We start from the raw sequence: 17827 nt of genomic DNA on the forward strand, positions 1-17827 counted from the left end.
TTCCTTTCGGGAAGTACGTACTTTAAAGTGCGATAGGCACTAAAAAGTACCCTACTCGTTCTTTTGGAGGTAAGGTCTAAAAGGAGATTGTACTTTCCGTTGACAATTGCTATCATATAGCCAGCCAATCCGCTTGGGAAGTACGCACTTTCAAGTACGATAGGTACTAAAAAGTGCCTATGTTCTCAACGGAATCTCGAAAGGATGGATCATATATGGCATACAATATCCCGGTCGAAGCAACACTAGAAGTCATCGGTGGAAAGTGGAAGGTCGTCATCATGTGTCATTTGATCAAAGGTGAGCGTCGGACGAGTGAGCTCCGTAAGCTGATGCCGACGATCACGCAAAAGATGCTGACGCAACAATTACGGGAGTTAGAAGAAGACGGTGTCATCATCCGGACGGTCTTTGAACAAGTCCCACCGAAAGTCGTCTACTCGTTATCCGAGTACGGCTGGTCGCTGAAGCAGATTCTTGACGCGATGTGTGCATGGGGTGAAGGACGTATCAATTTGACAGGCGGAGAGGTTGTTTCGTCTTAATCGCCAGAAAAAAGGTTCGACATTATGGTCGATCCTTTTTTTGCGCTCAAATTTTCTGGAGATAAATAAGTTGTACAGTAAGTGATCATTAGAAAAATCTTTTATTATATTTACTCCATCAACTGTGAAAAATCCTTAAATTTTTTGGGCGGTTTTTATCAGATATCAATAAAACAAGTCAATAAAGTACTAGTATTGAGAAATCCCTTGATAAGAAAGTCATGAATACAACATGATTGATTTGAGTCTATAGGGCGGGTTCCTGATTTTGGAATATTTGTTACGATCAAGTGGAAGAAAGTTTTAATTTTCTCTTTCAAGAACTAATGCCATGTTTCATCAGAGTGAATGACTTTCTATCTTGACAGAGAAAGGAGGAGTTCGGATGTCTGCTATGTTCGTGTCGTATCAATTATCTTTGGAAGAAAAGTTCTTCAACATGATTGAAAACAAATGGTTCTGGATGGTTTTCGCTCTTGTCATTTTAGTAGGAGTATTTGCATATGCGTTCTATTGCACAAGTCGAGGTTACAGCTTTAATGGAAACGTGAAATTAAACTGGCCAAAGTTCTGGCAAATGGGAATTGGCTGTAAAGCCTCGTAACGTACTTAACCGGCGGGGGCTCCTTGAGCTCCCGCTTCTTTCAGGAGGTAGAAACATGATTGAAATCGATGGTTTGAAAAAATCATTTAAAAAGAATCGCGTTATCGATGCGTTATCAGCATCATTTTCTTCAACGGGTGTCTCTGTCATAGTTGGAACAAATGGCAGTGGAAAGACGACACTATTGAATATGTTGACGAATTTGCTAGAAGCTGACGGTGGCGGCATTCGAATTGATGGTATTACACCTGGTAGTCAGGCATACAAATCTAAATTTTTCTATCTTCCTTCTGACTTTTATTTACCAGGCTACATGACTGGTAAGGAATATGTACAGTTCGTTTTAAGTCGATATGAGACAAGTGAAGAGGATAAAGCTCCTCTTTTAATAGACTTACTCGATTTGGCGGACGGTCAAAATAAAACCATTGAGTCGTATTCCTTTGGTATGAAGAAAAAAATTCAAATTGTCGCAGCCATTGCTGCCAATACTGACTATATAATTGCTGATGAAATTTTCGGCGGACTTGATTTTGATACGTCTTTGCTCGTTCAGGAACTGTTTGCAGCAGTCAGCACGACGAAAAAAGTGATTATCGTCTCTCATGAACGAAATACGATTGATCGTTTTCCCGAAGATATACGACTTATGAGACAAGGTTCACTTGTCAATTTTGAAGGAACACCAGAGGAATTGACGGATGTTATTAAACAAGAGGAGGTCTTACGTGAAAAGCTCGACATCGTCAGCAAACATTTTATGTCTACTGAAATTCTTCTATAATGATACGTTTCATGGACTTTTCAATCGTCCTTTTTTTAAAACTCGTATGAATCGGTACGGGTTAGGTATTCTTCTAATGGGTCTCTATCTTGGATACTTTTATCTAAACATGGTTCAGCTCTCCACCCTATCGAATAATGCAGTGGAAGCAGATGAGACAACACGCTTGCTGGCAGGGAAGATGACGCTCAGCAGTTATTTTAATGTCGTCTTTATTTTAGGTACCTTTATGTTCGTTTTAATTAATGGAACCGTCTCATTGAATCGGAACTCTTTATTTTTTGCGAAGACACTTCCATTCTCAGAAAGAGAAGTCAATATCAGCCAGCGATTATTTAAACTCTCTGTTGCTCTAGTCTTTTTCGAATTACTGATGATCATCGTTGCACCAGCACTGAAACTAATTCCTATGCGCTTGGGAACGGCACTGCTTGTTTTAATAACACTTCATACTGTATTCATCAGTAGCTTTTGGTTATTGGATTGTCTCCATGCAGCAGTATTGCATCGTTTATCAGGTATGAAGCGTACTATTTTCAGTTTCATTCTTGATCTAGTATTAGTGGGTCTCGTGACACTTCATTTATTAAAAACACGATTTCAGGTTGATGTATGGGTTAGTACATTACCGTATTCGATTTTAACGATCACGCTAGTTATGTTGATGGCGAGTCTTGTCGTTGGCACGATTGCCTATACTCTTCATGCAGTTTTCTTTGCTCGAAACCATTTGTATGTCCGGCAGAATTACTTCAAGTTAGGATTGCCTGCTTTCAATATTGGTTTAGCGACTACTATGCCTGCAATCATCCGAAGTAAAAACTTTCTGTACTTTTGGGCATTACTTAGTGTGATGTCAATCGGAGCATGGTACCAAGTCGGATGGGGGGGAACTTTTCAACTCTGGTTGTTCTTATTGCCGATACTTGGAGTAGTGACGATTACATATGCAGACGCAACATTAGCAGTTAGAAAGTTGTACGGACTGTACCGGATCCATCCCTTGATGGAACTCATGTCACTCCTTGCTGTCGCCATCATCTTGATGGCACCTGCACTATATGTCGGTATCATTGAGACATATAGTCTGAATCCATATATGTATGGAATCAATATCTTTTTCGCGGCTACAATTGCAGGATTTTTATTTCCGAAGTCTCAAAGTAATATCAATGAGACGATTGCATCCGTGTTGACGATCATTTTAATTGTCTTACTGTCTGTCCTCGTCAGTATCGATGGGGCATTGTATCCAACATTAGCGATCTTACTTGGTGTTTTATATCTCATTTTAAAGAAAGAATACGAGGTGGAAAAATGAAAATCACGAAATTAATTGGTGTTGGTACTGTTTTGTGGGCAATTATTTTTTTGGTCGATTATATTTATGAATTGTTTCAAATCAATGAAACGAGTGTCGTGACGACGATGACAGGATTAAAAATCACAACGGTAATGACAAAAGAAGAATTAAATACACACTTCGCATTGACACTTCAAGCGCTTGTTCTCTATTTGGTATTTATCGTTTTATTCACATTGTTTGGTGTCTTCTTACAGAAGCGGCGAACGTTAACGCGTCATGACAGCTGAGACAGTTCTGCATCTTATCAGCTATATTCTTCTGATTTTCATTGTCGTAGCGATACACGAAATGATCCATTTATTGTTCGCATGGGTGTTTCGACGGCGACCGACAGTGAAACTCGATCGATTTTTAACGCCAATCGTCCGCTATGAGAATAATCAGAATGACTGGCAAAATTTAATCATTGCTGCTTCTGCACCTGCGATTTTATTTTCGTTCGGTATTTGGATAGAAGGAGAAGGCGGTGGATGGGTCTTAGTTAAAATTTTATGTTTATCAAATGTATTTAATTTTTTCCCGGTGACAACAGACGGCCAGATGATCCTGTTATCCTGCTTAAGAATGATTAGAAAAGAACAGAGCAGAAATGACGCTCTGTAATATTTGTGCATTTCCATGTAAATAACCCCTCATTCCTCGAGCGGAATGAGGGGTTATTTACATGGAAAAGATTCTAGCGAAGATAAATTTGGTATCCGGCGTTATTTTTGAGCGATATACCTCTTTTGATCGAAATCATATTTAAATGCAACGATCATTAATGCATCACCCGTTGGATTTCGATACGAGTAGAGAAGCATCGCCTGTTTTTCTCGGTACACGACTGTGCCTTCAGCATAGGCTTCTCCAATCGTCGAGTAATCTTCTGTATGGTGAAGAGTCAAGACACCAAGTCCTTTACCTGAAAGAATTCGATCGACGTCAGCTATTGTCATGCCAGGCGTGATCTTCTTTCCTGGTAAGAGTCGTTTCTTTGACGGTGTTTTAGGGATGTATTCCTTTTCCGCAAGGTATAAGGTGTGACCGTTTTGTTTCGTTTTGAAAATCAGATGCATTCGTTGCTTAAACCAATGATCGTCTGTTACTTCATAGGGATAAAAGGCAAAAGCGTACAAAACATAGTCGTCTTCAATTTCTCGTAATGCAGCTTTTTGTTTGAGTGTTGTGACGCCATGCTCTTTCTTTATGTAGTTCCTATACGATTTTCCGTAGAGCGATTTTGCAACGTTTGTCGCGGTCATGCCGAGTTTTAGCTTCTTGTAAGACGCATACTCCTTTGTCGCTGCGTCGACAGAATGAGGTGCGAAAACAGCACCAATTATCGGAAGTGTGAACAGAAGCGCGAAGAGTACTTTCAACTGAACACGGTGTGACTTTTTCGGACGTATCATCATAATTGTGTCTCCTTTGATGAGCTTATTAAAAACCGTGCGATTCTTTTCGTTTGAGATACCAGAGTAGTCCTGTGGTAATACAAAAACCAATCGCACCTAGTATTCCGATGTACAAGAAACCAATGAGATCATTTCCGATATTCTTTTGAAAAAAATAGGATGAACCAAAAATCGCAGTGGCAAGCATGAAAATATTGCGTAGATGGCGAAGTATTTGGAGCATTGTGGACAATCCCTTCTGATTCAGTTGTCTGCTCGACGGATTTCAATCGCGACAGCCGAGTCCTTTGCAAACGTCACTTGAATCGTGTCACCCGTCTGAATGTCAGCCGTGTTATCTGTTTTGCCATACACGATCGTATCCGTTGTGACGCGAATCTTTGTCAAAGCATACTGTTCGTCCGGTTTTTGTTCACTCGGAGCGACGAATAACGTGTCTCCTGTAATCTCTTCGACGACATGTGCATCGTTCTCGTGTGTACAGGAACCAAGCGGCATACAAAGGAATAGAATAAACGCGAAAAGCAAATGACGCGTCGGCATGAACCAGGCACCTACTTTCTCCAGTTAGTAAGGTTAGATGAAAACATATTATTAAATAAATTTTACCAGTTGTAACACAGATTGATTTAAATCAAAAAAATCTTTCTTGCTTTGAAATGAAAGGAATTCAGGCATAAACTACGTATGATTAATAAAATACCATCATCTCGATCAGAGGAGGAATTACGATAAAGCTAGCCATCTTTACCTGCTAAGAATCACTGGATGTTGTGCATATTAGAGTGATACCTCGTTTGGATCCGAAATCAACTGTAGTACTCATCAAAGTGTATGCATCTGTCGTCCACTTCAATCTTGATTTACGTTGCATCGTGCGCTGCAGGAACGGCTGCTGTTCTAATCGCAAAAGCAAAAGGGCTGCAGGTGACGGCTGTCTGTAATGGACAAAATGCGGAGCGGGTCAAAGCGCTCGGTGCCGATCACGTCATCGATTATACAAAGGACGGCTACGATGGATTGTTGCTGAAGTACGATGCCGTCTTCGATGCGTCTGGAAAGATTAATAAGACGAAAGCGAAACGGCACGTCAAACAAAACAAGTCTTTGCATCCGTCGCGGGGTAAGGCATGGCGAGATAACGGAAAGAAGATATACACTGTTTGAATAAACTGTTTGAAGCGGGACGATTTAGAGCCGTCACGACCATATCTGTTCACTTGATGAAATCGTCGAAGCCCATCGATATGTTGACTCCGGACAAAAATTCGGTAACGTCGTCGTTTTAATTGCAGAAGAATTAAGTTGATTTAGTGGGTTGGACGTAACTGTTTTTGAGCATTCAGTGCTCGAAAGTAAGTTTGGAAATTACTAAGAAAACGTAAAAAAACTGACAACGTCTACCATACATGATGTCATGTAAAGAAGCTTTCTCGATTGTATCGGGAAGGCTTCTGCTTTAATTTCGGATTGGTCAAAAAACGGTATTCATTGATTACAGACTTTTAAAGCGTCGCGATTTTTGACACCAGATGCAGAATGGAGTGAAACAACGAATGTTGAATCATTTTTCTTTATGACGGATGACACATTACACCAAGCTGAGTAATAGTTGAGGCTGTTGGGAGAGGAAGTCGTCGTTTTCGACGTAGCGATGATAAGACAATGACGAATCGTTCATATGAAAGAGCGTCAACTGCCGACTCTCGAAATCGACTTCTTCTATGTAGACAAGTTCTGTAGGGCCACCGGAGTGATGGAGAGGAAGCAGTTCTAAGGATAATCTCTCCCGTAAAACGATAAATAACATGACTTCCATTTTATAAGCCGTAGAAACGGAAGAATCAATAATGGATGAATCGATGGAGAGGCAAATAAGCGGATTCATAGTAGATAACGACACCGGATGAGTGATTTCTTTTTGAAGGTGCTGCATGATGGACCTCCTTATAATAAGAACGTATGTTCATATTATGGGGGATGAATCCATTTTTTGCAATCCTATATAACGTTAATAGCCTCATGATGTCTCATTCATAATCGTTCGAGTTTCACTGTGAGATAGCGGAATCTACTTTTCGAAAAGAATGCTGAAATTCTTATATATCTTGCGATAACCGAATCATATCCGTGCACCGGATCCCGTTTTCGATGATCACCTCTTCATAGTGTCTCAAGAAGAAGTTTAAATCGACTCCAACGATTCTGAATCCACATTTTTGGTAAAGTGCTAGCTGTCCAATGCTTGAATTGCCCGTCCCGATTTCAACGGTCGTATACCCCAGTGTTTTCGCTGTGCGAATCGCATGTCGTAAAAGATTTTTTCCGATACCTTGTCCTTGATGCGACTCATCTACTGCGATATTTACGATTTCTATCGTTTGAGGTCTTGTCGGGAGAAGTACATATACACCAATCCATTGGTCATTCCTTTCAGCGACAAAACAATAACCTCTTTTTGCATAGCTTTCGACTAACTTTTGAGACGGGTCCGCTGCTAGCAAGAGCTCCATCGGTGGATTTTCATGGACGGATAATTGTCGGATGTTCATATTCATTCTCCTCACGGATCGATTGATATATGTTTGTCTTAGGCTTCAGTTTCACTCTGCTGCCACAATAGCTGATGTAGAAGCGTTACGAAAGAACCTGTGAACTTCTGTCCTTCTTAAGAATACAAAATAGCATGTAAGAAAAAAAGTCGTCATCCGTATCGAGTAACGGAAAACGACTTTCTTTTGTTAGATTAAGATCATGATCGTTTAGTTAGACGGGAGAAGCTTTACGACATGCAAGGTGGATTTTTTCCCGTTCGTGATGGAGTAAGTGAGTTTCCCATCTTTCAGTAGAGGAAACGATACCAGCTCTTCAAAGTCCGTCAGAGGAGCGACGGTCTTCGCTTTTAAGTCCGCATATATCAACTGATTGATGCCTTCGCGGAAGACGATTTGTGTGTTCGAAAGGAATTGAATGCCGTTAATCAACGTCTGGGCACTGGAAGCAGAATAGTTCAGCGTCTTTTCGTCTAATCCGATGGGTTGGAATATGGCGTCGCCTTCTGTGCCGAGAGCGAAATAGGTGCCACTACGACTGAAATCAATTAATCCGGACATCTCTTTTTTGTAGGCACCATCCAGAGTTTCAAGCACACGAACGTTCTTTCCGTTGTTAAAGTGAGACGTATATAAGGTCACGCCGTCATCGCTATCGCGGTGCTCGTATGTGAATAGACCGTCTCGTGTTTTTCCTGTTGTTAAGATGAAGGACTGGAGTGGTGTGATCTTTCCGGTTTTTAACGAATACGTCTTGATCGTGGAGACCGTTTTTTGTGCAGTCGCCTCTTGCGTGATCCAGGACGCACGAGTTGACGTGACATCGATTCTCGGAGGGGATGTATCGAAGCGACTTTCGCCTGTATCAAGTGTTTTCACTTGATTCGTCGTGATATTTAGTTGACGAATCGACCATTTCACACCGGTCTTTGTCGGCTGTTCCGTTTCGACCCATAGTAAAAACGCACCTGTACCCGTCATCATCGGGATTGCATTCTTCGTCGCATGAACAATTTTGTTATGCTGTCGTTTCGTATCGTATGTATAGATGACACTCTTGTTTTCTTGTAGGTCAAAGTAGAAGATCTGGTTTTGGTAGAAATACTGTGGATCGATCGAGACACGGTGTTTGCTCAGTAATGAAGAAAGGTCGTACGTTTTCGTTTGACCTAACGTGACGCGCTCCGTTTGCTTTTCTAATTCGATTGCTTGTTGGTTCTTGGAGTCGGTCGTTGCTTTCTTCAAGGAAGTGTTTACTTGTTCAGGTGACGCGATATTTTTTTGTGCTACACGCGGTGTCGCTTGTTCTTCCATCATGGTACAACCCGCTGTCGTCCAAACGATGGTCGAGAGGAAAAAGACGGATGCGAATCGATGTAATTTCATATCGGATAGCTCCTTCGAAGATTTTCGGAAATGTAGTTCATTGCTGTACCTCATGTGAAGAAGGACTCGAACGACGGGTGTGAAGAAATACGAGATACCACCACTTTAATGTGTAGGCGAATAAGAAGATACACATCCATGCCCACGATCGCAGTGTTGTCAATCCTTCGTAAAAATGTCTGAATTCTGTCATGTCAAGACGGTACAAAGAGTTCCAAATGAATAGTGCATACAGGAAAAGCATCGCTACCACCGCTCGGATCGACGCTTTTCTCAAGGCTGGATGCTTGATCGCGACGAAGATTGCACTGATAAGCGTGATGAAAAAGAATGCGTAGGAAAGTACCCACACCCACATGTCATTGGTTGGTCCCATATGTATTTTCCTCCTCAGTTAATCATGGATGCGTCTAGACGATCTTCTAAACAAAACAGAAAGAATGACATCAATCAGTAAGCCGATCAAGAACCAACTGATCAAGGTCAGGATGTAGATCAGAAAAAGTGGGACATGGAAGGAATCTAGCCACGTTCCAAGAAAGGATCGTGATTCGAGAAGCCAGAAAACAGGGCTCGTCAGAAACAACAAGATGTTTTTATCATCGTAGCCGAAGGCATTGAACAGACAGACAGCAAGTGAGAGCAAGGGTAGCCAGAGTCGAAAAACTTTACGCATTATTATTCATCTCCTGTTTGAGTGAGGTTGGTTTTATCGGACCTGAATCAAAAAGGCGGATAGACCGTCACCATGTTCGTTCCATCCGGCAACGACCTCATAGGTATACGTACCTTGAGCAGACGGTGCGCTAAGAATGTCGTTTTTTAATGAAACCTGTTCACTTTTCGTTTTCGAATCCCAGCGTACGACTTCGAGCGAATCGGGTTTACGATCAAACGAGAGATGAATTTTGTCAGAGGGTGAGACGATGACGGGTTTACTTTTTACAGTCATATGTAGCGCATCGACATAAACCATGTCCGCACATTGAGCGCTGAACATACTGGACCAGCAATAAGAACCTTGGACAGTCGGTATCGTTTTACCGTTTACTTCGACGTTTGGATCATAGGGTTCAATTCGAAACGGTTCAAAATAGATGAAAAAAGCGATCATAGCGATCAAACAACCGATCAAGATGTATTTCAGAATAGGAGCACCTCCTTAAAAATAAGTATCGTAAAGTGAATAAGCTGATTATACTTAGCATATTTTTCCACGAGAAACAATTGAATCCCTTCTACTGGTGGATAGAGTTTCGGAGAAGTTGATATTATTGACTCATCCTTTAAAATAAAAAAAGACAGCGGTTCATGAGCGAATTCGCTGAACCTCTGTCCTTTTGATGGTCGACTATACAAACTGATTTGATTTAACCAATCTTGTCCGCCGTATCCGGTATGGCGTTTCTTCGTTGACGCGATACACCGATTCCTAAAGCAATAGCTGCTCCAAGACAACTCGATAAGCAGCCGAAGAGTAAATACAGAGAGGGTGTGGATTCGCCGATCATGACGGATGCGATTCCGCCGATGACGGGGAAGAGCGCGACCATATAGCCGCTCTTCGCACCACCAACTCGTTCGACGAGTTTCAGGTAAAACAGCCATGCGAGAAATGATGCGATCACGGTTAAATATAGTAAAGCAGAAAGATAGGTGACGGTTGTCGGGAGCGTGAGCGGTGTTCCTTGGAACCAGACGATTGCGCCCATCAGTAGACTCGCGACAGTAAATCCGATCGCGTTGGCATGAACCGGGTTGATCCGTTGCTTGGCGTTACGCGCTGAACTGGCGTCACCTACTGACGTCAATAGCGTGCCGACTAGAGCAATCAAGACACCTTTCAAATCGGTCAGTCCATCGATGCTACTTAGATTCGGAACAATCAGGACACCGACGCCGATGATACCAAAACATCCGCCAATCCAGACACGAGCGTGAAGCTTCTCTTTTAAAAAGAGTCGCAGGGCAATCGGCGTCAGAATGACTTTGAGTGAGAAAATCAACGTCACGATGGCAGCAGAGCTTAATATTGTTGCGTAATAGAGACATAAGTAACTAAGTGCAAAGTTGCAGACACCAAACACGATGATGATCTTGTCAAACGAAACGCTATCGTACAATAAAGCATCAGGAATCATTTCAATGATTTGAAAACCGGCTTTCTTATAAGCCGCAATTGCTCGTGCATTGTGCGAAAACACTTCGAGTTCAAGTTGACCCAGCTGAAGTTCTTCGAAACAAAATCGAAAGATACACGCGATTGCCTCTGTCCCGTATCCTTGACCGGTCCAGGGGAGGGCACGCAGTGAAATCCGAAAGCCAGCGATTCCTGAATCCAAATCGATATCAAGTATCGAACACTCACCAATCATCTCACCCGACGTCAGGCAAATTGCAAAATCATGACGCGTCGCATCAGCTTGAATCGAGAGAATATGCTGTTCAATCTGTTCGAGCGAAAACGTCACTGTCGTTCCGGTCAGGTAACGTAATGTCTCATTTTGTGTTTGTTCGAAGAAGACGCGCGCGTCCGTCACTTCAATCTGGCGTAGAAAAATTCGTTCTCCAGTCAACTGCATGAATATCTTCCTTTCCTTCTCATGACGAAAGTTTAATCGTTTCATCGGTTTCGGTCGTAAAATATTGACGTTTCGTTCGGTCTTGCACGATGAAGACGATCAAGCCACCAATCAGGAGGAAGCTAACTGAAGCAACGGTATACGTCAAGCGGATCGAGGTCTCGGCATATAGACCGATCAAGGCAGTCAGTAGAATGACACCAGTCGATTGTACAACGTGGATGCTACTGAGGAACCGTCCCATCAATTCGACCGGAATGTGTGTTTGAGCAAACGTCATGAAGCCAGTGTTTGCGAATGCAAGGGCAAAACTTAGCAAGAAAAAGCCGATCGCTGCAATCAAGAATGACGTCGCCGAGGCAAAGATCAAGTAACCGACAGGCGTCATCAGTGCCCCAAACTGGATCAAGAACCGGAGCGACAAGCGATGCGTAAAGGTTGCATTGACCGCGGAACCACAGATGATGCCGATTCCGGCGATACTGACGAGGAATCCATACGTACTCTCGTCCATCTGCAAAACGATCGTCGCAAACGAGGCTTCAAGCGAATCGAGTCCGCTCATCAAGACGATCATCAGCGCATAGAAGGCGTAGACGAGCGTGATGTAGCGCCGAGTCCGTGCAAACTGAAAGGTTTCTTTCCAGTCCTTAAGAATCACTCGGAGTGAGAAGGGGACTGCTGTAGTCGCCGCCAAGCGGACGTCAGGCAAGACGGACAATAGAGTGGCAGAACACAACAGTGCTCCCGCGTTGAGGACAATCGCCGTCTCAGGAGAACCGATTAAAAATAAAAAGCCGGCAATCGATGGTCCGAGAATGAAACCGGCCGACTGAATGAAATTCTTTAATGCATTGAACCGTTGGCGACTAATCTCTGGCACGATCTTCGTCATGTAGATCAATGAGGATGTCTCAAATAGCGTGTTACCGATGTTCAAGATGAAGACGAGCGCATAAAGAACATACAATGAATCGATCAATGTCAGTGAAAAGACGAGCACGGCGCGCCCGACGTCAAGTATTACGAGCAAGCGACGTTGATTGATTCGATCGACGACACTGCCGGACCAAAGACTCGTCAACAGCGCGGAGATCGGTAACAGGATATAGAGAACGGAGACGGCGAACGCCGATCCCGTTCGTTCGAGGACGATTAAATTCAAAGCGATGAAGTAGACCCAAGCTCCAATGTTCGAGACACCGACACCAAGTAACAGCAATCCAGGGTATTTCCAATTCGACATATGACACACTCCTTTTTTTATTGTATTTTAAGCCAATAAAAAAAATCCCACCTCCAAGACGTTGGTCTTGGGGATGAGACTGTGCGTGTCGTGGTGCCACCCCTGTTCGCGAAACCGTCACCGGTACCGCCTTCATCGGTACGACCGCTTTTAAACGGCAAATACCTGAGCTCGATAACGGGAGCACCCGTCACGATATCCCCGATTCGGTTCCACCGTGCTGCTCAGAGGCTTGGTTCGGTCAATGACTTTTGCTCCTTCCCACCAATCGGAGCTCTCTAGGAAAAATCGAAATGACGTACTGTTCTCTTTAATGCGTTTGATTCATATGATTTGTCTCATCCTAGCATATGCCAAATGATACCGTAAAGAATTTTTATCATTTTTTTACAATTGTTGAAAAAAGTACATAGGTATCAAAATTTGAAAAAAGATAAAAGTGGTAAAATATGTAACGTGCTATATGTTACATTGTCTTAGTTATGTGTTCACTTTCAAGAAAGTCATACGAAGGAGGGAAAGAAATGAAACGTTTGATTTTTTTCATATCTCCACTCCTTGTTCTTACCGGAACTGTCTTTTTCACGACGTTCCGTCCGATCGAGCAAGCAATCTATTTCTTAATCTTATTTTTACTGACCTGTCTGTCAGCGATGACAGTAGTGGAGCGTCTCGTCAAACATCATGATGTGATCCGGCGACTGAACACGATCCATCCACTCATCGGGATCGTACTGGGTACCGTCATACTTGCTGTTATCATTGGTAGTCTATTTTGGATAGCACCTTCGCTAACGCACGCAAGTCCCGTCGGTCTTCTCGTCTCGTTCCTCTTCATGTATGGCGGAATCTTAGTCCTCGGCTTCATCGTCAGTTGTTTCTTCGAAGGCATCACGCGTCAACCGAAGGATCAATTGATTCGCCGAGTCTTTCTGTTCATCGGAACCGGCTATCTCATCTTGACTGTCTTCGGAATTTTGCAGCTGTACCGTCAAACTGGATGACAGCAAAACCCCACTGACGCAATAAGACGACAGTGGGGATATTGTGTTTACTGAACTTTTAACGAGAATCCGAATTGTCCGTCTCCTTGTTTCCAGCGGGAGTTTAATTCATAAGCATAGATACCAGGCTTTGTTGGAGCATTGAACTGGTAATTGTTCAAAGTGACGCGAGACTCTTGTTTTTGATCATCCCATTGTATCAGTTTCACGCTTTTAGGATCACCGGATAACTCGACACGGACGGGTGCTCCAGCAGAGACGGTAACTGGCGTTTTCCCTTTTGCTAGGTCAAGACCGTCACGGTACATCTTATCGACACATTGACTGCGAAGTAAACTATCCCAACAATAAGAGCCTTGGACGGTCGGGACATTCTTTCCGTTTGCCTCGACGTCAGGGTTTGGCGGCGCACCACGGAACGGTTCGAAAACGATGATGCAAACGACTAGAATAAGAAGAACGGCTAACACTAAGGTACGTTTCATGAGACACCTCCATTTGTTTTTATTTATTTTATCAGACGGTTTGTCAAATTAAGCGCAACACTTCTTCGGAAAAGACCTCGTATGCAGTTTTCCAATCCAAACACTTCCTTGGTCGATTGTTGATTCTAGAAAGTGCGTAATCTAATTCTGTCTTGTTGATCATTCCGAAGTTGGTTCCCTTTGGGAAGAACTCACGGAGAAGACCATTTGCATTCTCATTGCTGCCACGTTGCCATGAAGAATAGGGATCCGCAAAGTACATTGGGATACCAAGAGAGTCCTGTATCCGTTCGTGACAGCTGAACTCCTTACCGCGATCCGTCGTCATGGTTTGAAACGTTCCCGATGGGAAAGAAGAGTAAAGTGTTTGGATGGCATGTTCCATCGAGTGAGAAGAACGGTCGACCATCGGTAGTACGATATAGAACCGACTTTTACGTTCGATGAATGTCGCAACACACGCCTTTGTCTGCCCTCGTCCTGATACGACAGTATCCAACTCCCAATGCCCGAACGTTTCTCGACCCCGGACGTCCGACGGACGTTTACTGATCGGAAGCCCGATGTTGAAGCGACCTCTTGTCTCACGTGGCTTTTGGCGCTTTCCTTTTTGTCGTAAAACGCCTAAATCGCTCTTGATGAATCCTTTATATATCCATCGATAGATTGTACTGTACGATGGTCCCTGTTCGTGAAAGAGCCGTCCGGCGATCTGTTCGGGAGACCATGTCTCTCGCAGTTTCGAAAGGATACATGAGCCAAGCGAAGTGCTGAACAGCGTGCGTGCTCCACAATTCTTTTTTTGCATCTCATAACGCAGTCCGGCGTTGATCGCATTGTAGGAAGGATTCCGTTTGAGCTCACGTGAAATCGTGGACGGCTGTCGTCCGAGATGCTGAGCGATCTTTCGCATTGAAAATCCAAGCTCTAGATAAGTTTCTATTTTGACTCTTTCTGATGTGGTAAGATGAACATAGCTCATAACGAATCCTCCGTTGAATTTGGTGTGGTAACTCTATTCTACACGAGGTCGTTATGGGTTTTTTTTGTGTTTTCAGCTAGGTGTTGCACTTAATATTACAATTCGTCATCAAAATAAAACAAAGCAAGCGGAGGTGTCTTTCAAAAGAAAGGCTATTCCTTTCTTAAATTTCGAGAATCCGTTGTTGATGGATGGGTGCTTGATCCAGCGGTAATGTTGCGACGTACAACTGAATGTTTGTTAGTGGAACCTCCGGGAGAAAATCAAGGACATCATCATGTTGAAGCGCACGTGTGGTCGCAGCGGCCGTCGTACCGCGCTCATGCCAGTGGAATCGTCCGCTCTGGAACCGTTGCGTCCTTACAAGAAGCAATGAGGCAGGAAATTCAAATCCGTATTCGGACTGTTCCGCGATTAGAGCCATCGCATCTGCCAGCATACGCTCGGCTTTTGTCGCAAGCTGATGATTGTACACGGCTTGATTTATCGACGGAAGAGGATATTCCAGAGTTACTCGTCATGCTTGCGAAACAAGACGTCAAAGTCTACGAGGTGCAGATTGAACGCCAATCGTTAGAAGAGATTTTCTTAGCGGTCTGACCGATCAGCCTCTGATTCCGTCTCCGGAAGCTCTTCGAGTAAGAGACGACCTCCGTCATTCCATTGACCGTACATCTGATTCAGTTTCGTTTTTTCAATCAACGTTTGCAGACGTTTTTCATAGAGAGCGGGATCCTTACGTACACTTTGAATCGTATCAATCCGGATGCGTCGATAGAGCTCCGGGAAGTCATTAAACTGTTCATGAACGACCGGGTCTTCTTGTAGACGCGTCTTTATTACGTCATCAATAACGAACGCATCAGGTCGCATATCCGGGAGAACTTGTCGTCCGGACGGTTGCATCAAACCGAGCCGTTCTAAGCGACGGACCCGTTCCTTATTTAGTTCGGTCCAGTTACTGTTCTTTCGACGCGGGGTGAACCGTTGCGCCAGTTCACCGTCCGCTGTCTTCTTCACAATTCCATCAATCCAGCCGAAACAAAGTGCCTCCTCGACGGCATCAAGATAGAGTAAACCTTCTCCTGACTGTTTTCGACTGAGCATCACCCAACAAAAGGATACGTGATCCGCGTGTTTCGTCAACCATTGTCGAAAGTCCTCGCGATTAGTGAACCGTAAGACGTCCGTGATCTCCATGCTCGTTCCTCCTGTTCATATCGAAATCCCCCTTCGTGTTACACGAGGAGGGATTTCACCTTTTTATCGTAACGGGTCATGATGAAAGACACGATTCCGACCACTCTTTTTCGCTTGATAGAGGGCAGCGTCTGCCTGCTGGATTGTCTGTAGAAAATTGTAGATCTCAGACGGTTGATGGGTTTGGCGAGACACACCAATCGATAACGTCACTTGTAGCGGTTCCGTCGCTGATAACTCATACGTTCGCGTGGCACTGGCTTCACAAATTTGTTCCGCGATTCGACGCGTCTCAGGCAATGAATATTCTGGTAACAGCATCATGAATTCTTCACCGCCGAATCGCCCGAGCACACAAGAAGGGGGACAATAGGACGTAAGCAAGGCACTGATTTGTCGTAAGATATGATCCCCTCGATCATGACCGTATGTATCGTTGACCTGTTTGAAATGATCGACATCGATGATCATGATTGAAAAGTTCATCTGTTGTGATTTATATCGTTGGACCGTCTCTTCTAAATGGCGCCGATTATCAAGTCCCGTCAACATATCCGTCAAAGCGAGACGCCGATGCATCCGGACTTGATGGAAGTGCCAGCGGACTTGATGCAAAATACTGTGTAGCAGGAGACCGGCACAGCCGTTTCCGACGAGAAATACCGTCATCGCCGTCACGTCATTCGGACGAACATGTTGAACGAATGGTAAACAAAGAATGAGTGCGATTGAAAAAATGATCGGAAACGAGATAAAGCGATCCGGTGCTTCATTTTGTAAGTATAAGACAACGATGCTGACGATTAGATACGTACCGACAAGCCAAAATGCATGATTGGAATGAAAAACAAACGTTTGAAGGGAAGCGAAGACGAGCGTCGTAATGAAGCCGCTACTGATGCCTCCATAGATGAAGGCGATGACGATTAAAGTAATCGACAAATCGAAACGAAATCCCTCATAGGTGATGGCATTGTGAATGACCCAGTAGCCGGCACCGGTTGCAAGAATGAGCACTAACAGATTTTTTTTCAGCCAACTGTCGAGCGTATTTCGGAATTGAAACCGCTTAAAAAAGAATAGAGAGATGAGCACGAAGAAAAAGGTTAAAGCGACGTTGAGGATGAGATGATTCAATGTATTCCACATGTTCGTGTTCCTCTCGAATGGTTTCTGAAAGATAATTACAATAAAATGATTTACTTAGTAAATATTTATTCTATACAACCAAAGATACCCTAAAGGTGTATTAAAGTATCGTAATTACCTTATCTTTAAAAAAGATAACAGGTTCTCTTCTAAATCAATAATACTCTGAGATTTTCTCGCGTGAAGACTCGATTAGATAATCAAGTGAGACGAAATTATGAATGAATGCAAACGAGCCAATTTCCTTGATGGATACCCCTAATCTCTCTGCATCTTGATTGCGGACATCTTCATTCGAGTGCAGAATTTCAAAACCTGCTGCTTGCATTCTCTCCCCGTCGAATTCGAGGGTGACGATATCTCCATCTTGCCACTCACTCTTCAATTGATGAAAGTGCATTTGGTACGCTTCGCTTGGAGGATCGACTTCAAACGCGATCCAGCCTTTTGGTGCGTCGACTTGGAATGCCGGCGATAATCCTCCGCGTGACACGATGGATTTCATATGATGCCGATGTGTCATATGACGTAATAGCATGGTCAGA

24 protein-coding genes and 2 pseudogenes are annotated in these 17827 nt (G+C 43.5%); 9 read left to right on the forward strand and 17 right to left on the reverse strand.

Features of this window, described 5'->3' with window-relative positions:
* Nucleotides 1–215 precede the first annotated feature (215 nt).
* The 6 genes from MKY22_RS07360 (at nucleotide 216) to MKY22_RS07385 (ending at nucleotide 3902) form a co-directional block, all read left to right on the forward strand.
* Nucleotides 216–545, forward strand: a complete 330-nt coding sequence (locus MKY22_RS07360) for a winged helix-turn-helix transcriptional regulator (protein WP_341087874.1) — start codon at nucleotides 216–218, stop codon at nucleotides 543–545.
* Between the two features lie 385 nt (nucleotides 546–930).
* Nucleotides 931–1149 carry a hypothetical protein gene (locus MKY22_RS07365; RefSeq protein WP_035408256.1) on the forward strand — a complete coding sequence of 73 codons (219 nt, stop codon included), beginning with the start codon at nucleotides 931–933 and terminating at the stop codon, nucleotides 1147–1149.
* Between the two features lie 55 nt (nucleotides 1150–1204).
* The gene (locus tag MKY22_RS07370; RefSeq protein WP_341087878.1) at nucleotides 1205–1933 is read left to right on the forward strand and encodes an ATP-binding cassette domain-containing protein; all 729 of its coding nucleotides are present in this window, start codon (nucleotides 1205–1207) and stop codon (nucleotides 1931–1933) included.
* A gap of 46 nt (nucleotides 1934–1979) precedes the next feature.
* Nucleotides 1980–3254 (forward strand): hypothetical protein, encoded by a 1275-nt coding sequence (locus tag MKY22_RS07375; protein ID WP_341087880.1) that lies wholly within the window; start codon nucleotides 1980–1982, stop codon nucleotides 3252–3254.
* On the forward strand, nucleotides 3251–3526 hold the full coding sequence (locus tag MKY22_RS07380; RefSeq protein ID WP_341087882.1) for a hypothetical protein: 276 nt from the start codon (nucleotides 3251–3253) through the stop codon (nucleotides 3524–3526). The genes MKY22_RS07375 and MKY22_RS07380 overlap by 4 nt, the downstream gene beginning before the upstream one ends.
* On the forward strand, nucleotides 3516–3902 hold the full coding sequence (locus MKY22_RS07385; RefSeq protein WP_341087883.1) for a metalloprotease family protein: 387 nt from the start codon (nucleotides 3516–3518) through the stop codon (nucleotides 3900–3902). The genes MKY22_RS07380 and MKY22_RS07385 overlap by 11 nt, the downstream gene beginning before the upstream one ends.
* 101 nt (nucleotides 3903–4003) lie before the next feature.
* Here the strand turns inward: MKY22_RS07385 and MKY22_RS07390 are convergent, their stop codons facing one another.
* A complete protein-coding gene (locus MKY22_RS07390; protein WP_341087885.1) occupies nucleotides 4004–4696 on the reverse strand; it encodes a hypothetical protein in 693 nt (230 codons plus the stop codon).
* A gap of 243 nt (nucleotides 4697–4939) precedes the next feature.
* Entirely contained in the window at nucleotides 4940–5239 is a 300-nt protein-coding gene (locus MKY22_RS07395; protein WP_341087886.1) for a hypothetical protein, read from the reverse strand.
* Nucleotides 5240–5554: 315 nt separating this feature from the next.
* Here MKY22_RS07395 and MKY22_RS07400 point away from each other — a divergent pair, with 315 nt between their 5' ends.
* Nucleotides 5555–5863 (forward strand): zinc-binding dehydrogenase, encoded by a 309-nt coding sequence (locus tag MKY22_RS07400; protein ID WP_341087888.1) that lies wholly within the window; start codon nucleotides 5555–5557, stop codon nucleotides 5861–5863.
* A gap of 424 nt (nucleotides 5864–6287) precedes the next feature.
* On the opposite strand, the gene MKY22_RS07405 is transcribed toward MKY22_RS07400, so the two are convergent.
* The 9 genes and pseudogenes from MKY22_RS07405 to MKY22_RS07445 form a co-directional block, all read right to left on the reverse strand.
* A complete protein-coding gene (locus MKY22_RS07405; RefSeq protein WP_341087889.1) occupies nucleotides 6288–6632 on the reverse strand; it encodes a hypothetical protein in 345 nt (114 codons plus the stop codon).
* A 163-nt stretch (nucleotides 6633–6795) separates the two neighbouring features.
* The gene (locus MKY22_RS07410; RefSeq protein ID WP_341087891.1) at nucleotides 6796–7248 is read right to left on the reverse strand and encodes a GNAT family N-acetyltransferase; all 453 of its coding nucleotides are present in this window, start codon (nucleotides 7246–7248) and stop codon (nucleotides 6796–6798) included.
* A gap of 210 nt (nucleotides 7249–7458) precedes the next feature.
* The gene (locus MKY22_RS07415; RefSeq protein ID WP_341087892.1) at nucleotides 7459–8634 is read right to left on the reverse strand and encodes a hypothetical protein; all 1176 of its coding nucleotides are present in this window, start codon (nucleotides 8632–8634) and stop codon (nucleotides 7459–7461) included.
* 37 nt (nucleotides 8635–8671) lie between these two features.
* Nucleotides 8672–9010, reverse strand: coding sequence for a hypothetical protein (locus MKY22_RS07420; protein WP_290778544.1), 339 nt, complete (start codon nucleotides 9008–9010; stop codon nucleotides 8672–8674).
* Nucleotides 9011–9028: 18 nt separating this feature from the next.
* A complete protein-coding gene (locus MKY22_RS07425; RefSeq protein WP_290778541.1) occupies nucleotides 9029–9310 on the reverse strand; it encodes a hypothetical protein in 282 nt (93 codons plus the stop codon).
* A gap of 33 nt (nucleotides 9311–9343) precedes the next feature.
* A complete protein-coding gene (locus MKY22_RS07430) occupies nucleotides 9344–9769 on the reverse strand; it encodes a hypothetical protein (protein WP_341087896.1) in 426 nt (141 codons plus the stop codon).
* Nucleotides 9770–10004: 235 nt separating this feature from the next.
* A pseudogene (locus tag MKY22_RS07435) lies at nucleotides 10005–10727 on the reverse strand (DMT family transporter); the annotation flags it as partial.
* Nucleotides 10722–11216 (reverse strand): annotated as a pseudogene (locus tag MKY22_RS07440) (GNAT family N-acetyltransferase); the annotation flags it as partial. The pseudogenes MKY22_RS07440 and MKY22_RS07435, both read right to left, overlap by 6 nt.
* Before the next feature lie 19 nt (nucleotides 11217–11235).
* A complete protein-coding gene (locus tag MKY22_RS07445; RefSeq protein ID WP_341087898.1) occupies nucleotides 11236–12462 on the reverse strand; it encodes an MFS transporter in 1227 nt (408 codons plus the stop codon).
* 524 nt (nucleotides 12463–12986) lie between these two features.
* On the opposite strand from MKY22_RS07445, the gene MKY22_RS07450 reads away from it, so the two are divergent.
* The gene (locus MKY22_RS07450) at nucleotides 12987–13466 is read left to right on the forward strand and encodes a hypothetical protein (RefSeq protein ID WP_341087901.1); all 480 of its coding nucleotides are present in this window, start codon (nucleotides 12987–12989) and stop codon (nucleotides 13464–13466) included.
* Nucleotides 13467–13513: 47 nt separating this feature from the next.
* On the opposite strand, the gene MKY22_RS07455 is transcribed toward MKY22_RS07450, so the two are convergent.
* The 3 genes from MKY22_RS07455 to MKY22_RS07465 form a co-directional block, all read right to left on the reverse strand.
* Nucleotides 13514–13951 (reverse strand): hypothetical protein, encoded by a 438-nt coding sequence (locus MKY22_RS07455; protein WP_341087903.1) that lies wholly within the window; start codon nucleotides 13949–13951, stop codon nucleotides 13514–13516.
* 43 nt (nucleotides 13952–13994) lie between these two features.
* Entirely contained in the window at nucleotides 13995–14933 is a 939-nt protein-coding gene (locus MKY22_RS07460) for an IS30 family transposase (protein ID WP_341086530.1), read from the reverse strand.
* A 163-nt stretch (nucleotides 14934–15096) separates the two neighbouring features.
* Nucleotides 15097–15357 carry a hypothetical protein gene (locus MKY22_RS07465; RefSeq protein WP_341087906.1) on the reverse strand — a complete coding sequence of 87 codons (261 nt, stop codon included), beginning with the start codon at nucleotides 15355–15357 and terminating at the stop codon, nucleotides 15097–15099.
* On the opposite strand from MKY22_RS07465, the gene MKY22_RS07470 reads away from it, so the two are divergent.
* On the forward strand, nucleotides 15306–15533 hold the full coding sequence (locus tag MKY22_RS07470; protein WP_445298379.1) for an ATP-binding protein DrrA1-3 family domain-containing protein: 228 nt from the start codon (nucleotides 15306–15308) through the stop codon (nucleotides 15531–15533). The two genes, MKY22_RS07465 and MKY22_RS07470, sit on opposite strands and share 52 nt — an antisense overlap.
* Here MKY22_RS07470 and MKY22_RS07475 read toward each other — a convergent pair.
* The 3 genes from MKY22_RS07475 to MKY22_RS07485 all read right to left on the reverse strand — a co-directional run bounded on the left by MKY22_RS07475 (nucleotide 15522) and on the right by MKY22_RS07485 (nucleotide 17820).
* Entirely contained in the window at nucleotides 15522–16133 is a 612-nt protein-coding gene (locus MKY22_RS07475; protein ID WP_341087910.1) for a YdeI/OmpD-associated family protein, read from the reverse strand. The genes MKY22_RS07470 and MKY22_RS07475 overlap by 12 nt on opposite strands.
* Nucleotides 16134–16196: 63 nt before the next feature.
* On the reverse strand, nucleotides 16197–17282 hold the full coding sequence (locus tag MKY22_RS07480; RefSeq protein ID WP_290778523.1) for a GGDEF domain-containing protein: 1086 nt from the start codon (nucleotides 17280–17282) through the stop codon (nucleotides 16197–16199).
* Between the two features lie 154 nt (nucleotides 17283–17436).
* Nucleotides 17437–17820 carry a hypothetical protein gene (locus tag MKY22_RS07485; RefSeq protein WP_035408203.1) on the reverse strand — a complete coding sequence of 128 codons (384 nt, stop codon included), beginning with the start codon at nucleotides 17818–17820 and terminating at the stop codon, nucleotides 17437–17439.
* Nucleotides 17821–17827 lie beyond the last annotated feature (7 nt).

This window comes from Exiguobacterium sp. FSL W8-0210, from assembly GCF_038006045.1.
Lineage (GTDB): Bacteria > Bacillota > Bacilli > Exiguobacteriales > Exiguobacteriaceae > Exiguobacterium_A.

Bases quoted from the DNA above. Each gene is read 5' to 3' on its own strand.
- MKY22_RS07445 (WP_341087898.1), bottom strand. From the start codon at position 12,462: ATGTCGAATTGGAAATACCCTGGATTGCTGTTACTTGGTGTCGGTGTC.
- MKY22_RS07425 (WP_290778541.1), bottom strand. From the start codon at position 9,310: ATGCGTAAAGTTTTTCGACTCTGGCTACCCTTGCTCTCACTTGCTGTC.
- MKY22_RS07390 (WP_341087885.1), bottom strand. From the start codon at position 4,696: ATGATGATACGTCCGAAAAAGTCACACCGTGTTCAGTTGAAAGTACTC.
- MKY22_RS07365 (WP_035408256.1), top strand. From the start codon at position 931: ATGTCTGCTATGTTCGTGTCGTATCAATTATCTTTGGAAGAAAAGTTC.
- MKY22_RS07480 (WP_290778523.1), bottom strand. From the start codon at position 17,282: ATGTGGAATACATTGAATCATCTCATCCTCAACGTCGCTTTAACCTTT.
- MKY22_RS07410 (WP_341087891.1), bottom strand. From the start codon at position 7,248: ATGAACATCCGACAATTATCCGTCCATGAAAATCCACCGATGGAGCTC.
- MKY22_RS07380 (WP_341087882.1), top strand. From the start codon at position 3,251: ATGAAAATCACGAAATTAATTGGTGTTGGTACTGTTTTGTGGGCAATT.
- MKY22_RS07405 (WP_341087889.1), bottom strand. From the start codon at position 6,632: ATGCAGCACCTTCAAAAAGAAATCACTCATCCGGTGTCGTTATCTACT.
- MKY22_RS07470 (WP_445298379.1), top strand. From the start codon at position 15,306: ATGAGGCAGGAAATTCAAATCCGTATTCGGACTGTTCCGCGATTAGAG.
- MKY22_RS07455 (WP_341087903.1), bottom strand. From the start codon at position 13,951: ATGAAACGTACCTTAGTGTTAGCCGTTCTTCTTATTCTAGTCGTTTGC.
- MKY22_RS07385 (WP_341087883.1), top strand. From the start codon at position 3,516: ATGACAGCTGAGACAGTTCTGCATCTTATCAGCTATATTCTTCTGATT.
- MKY22_RS07465 (WP_341087906.1), bottom strand. From the start codon at position 15,357: ATGGCTCTAATCGCGGAACAGTCCGAATACGGATTTGAATTTCCTGCC.
- MKY22_RS07475 (WP_341087910.1), bottom strand. From the start codon at position 16,133: ATGGAGATCACGGACGTCTTACGGTTCACTAATCGCGAGGACTTTCGA.
- MKY22_RS07375 (WP_341087880.1), top strand. From the start codon at position 1,980: ATGAATCGGTACGGGTTAGGTATTCTTCTAATGGGTCTCTATCTTGGA.
- MKY22_RS07460 (WP_341086530.1), bottom strand. From the start codon at position 14,933: ATGAGCTATGTTCATCTTACCACATCAGAAAGAGTCAAAATAGAAACT.
- MKY22_RS07370 (WP_341087878.1), top strand. From the start codon at position 1,205: ATGATTGAAATCGATGGTTTGAAAAAATCATTTAAAAAGAATCGCGTT.
- MKY22_RS07485 (WP_035408203.1), bottom strand. From the start codon at position 17,820: ATGCTATTACGTCATATGACACATCGGCATCATATGAAATCCATCGTG.
- MKY22_RS07450 (WP_341087901.1), top strand. From the start codon at position 12,987: ATGAAACGTTTGATTTTTTTCATATCTCCACTCCTTGTTCTTACCGGA.
- MKY22_RS07360 (WP_341087874.1), top strand. From the start codon at position 216: ATGGCATACAATATCCCGGTCGAAGCAACACTAGAAGTCATCGGTGGA.
- MKY22_RS07395 (WP_341087886.1), bottom strand. From the start codon at position 5,239: ATGCCGACGCGTCATTTGCTTTTCGCGTTTATTCTATTCCTTTGTATG.
- MKY22_RS07420 (WP_290778544.1), bottom strand. From the start codon at position 9,010: ATGGGACCAACCAATGACATGTGGGTGTGGGTACTTTCCTACGCATTC.
- MKY22_RS07415 (WP_341087892.1), bottom strand. From the start codon at position 8,634: ATGAAATTACATCGATTCGCATCCGTCTTTTTCCTCTCGACCATCGTT.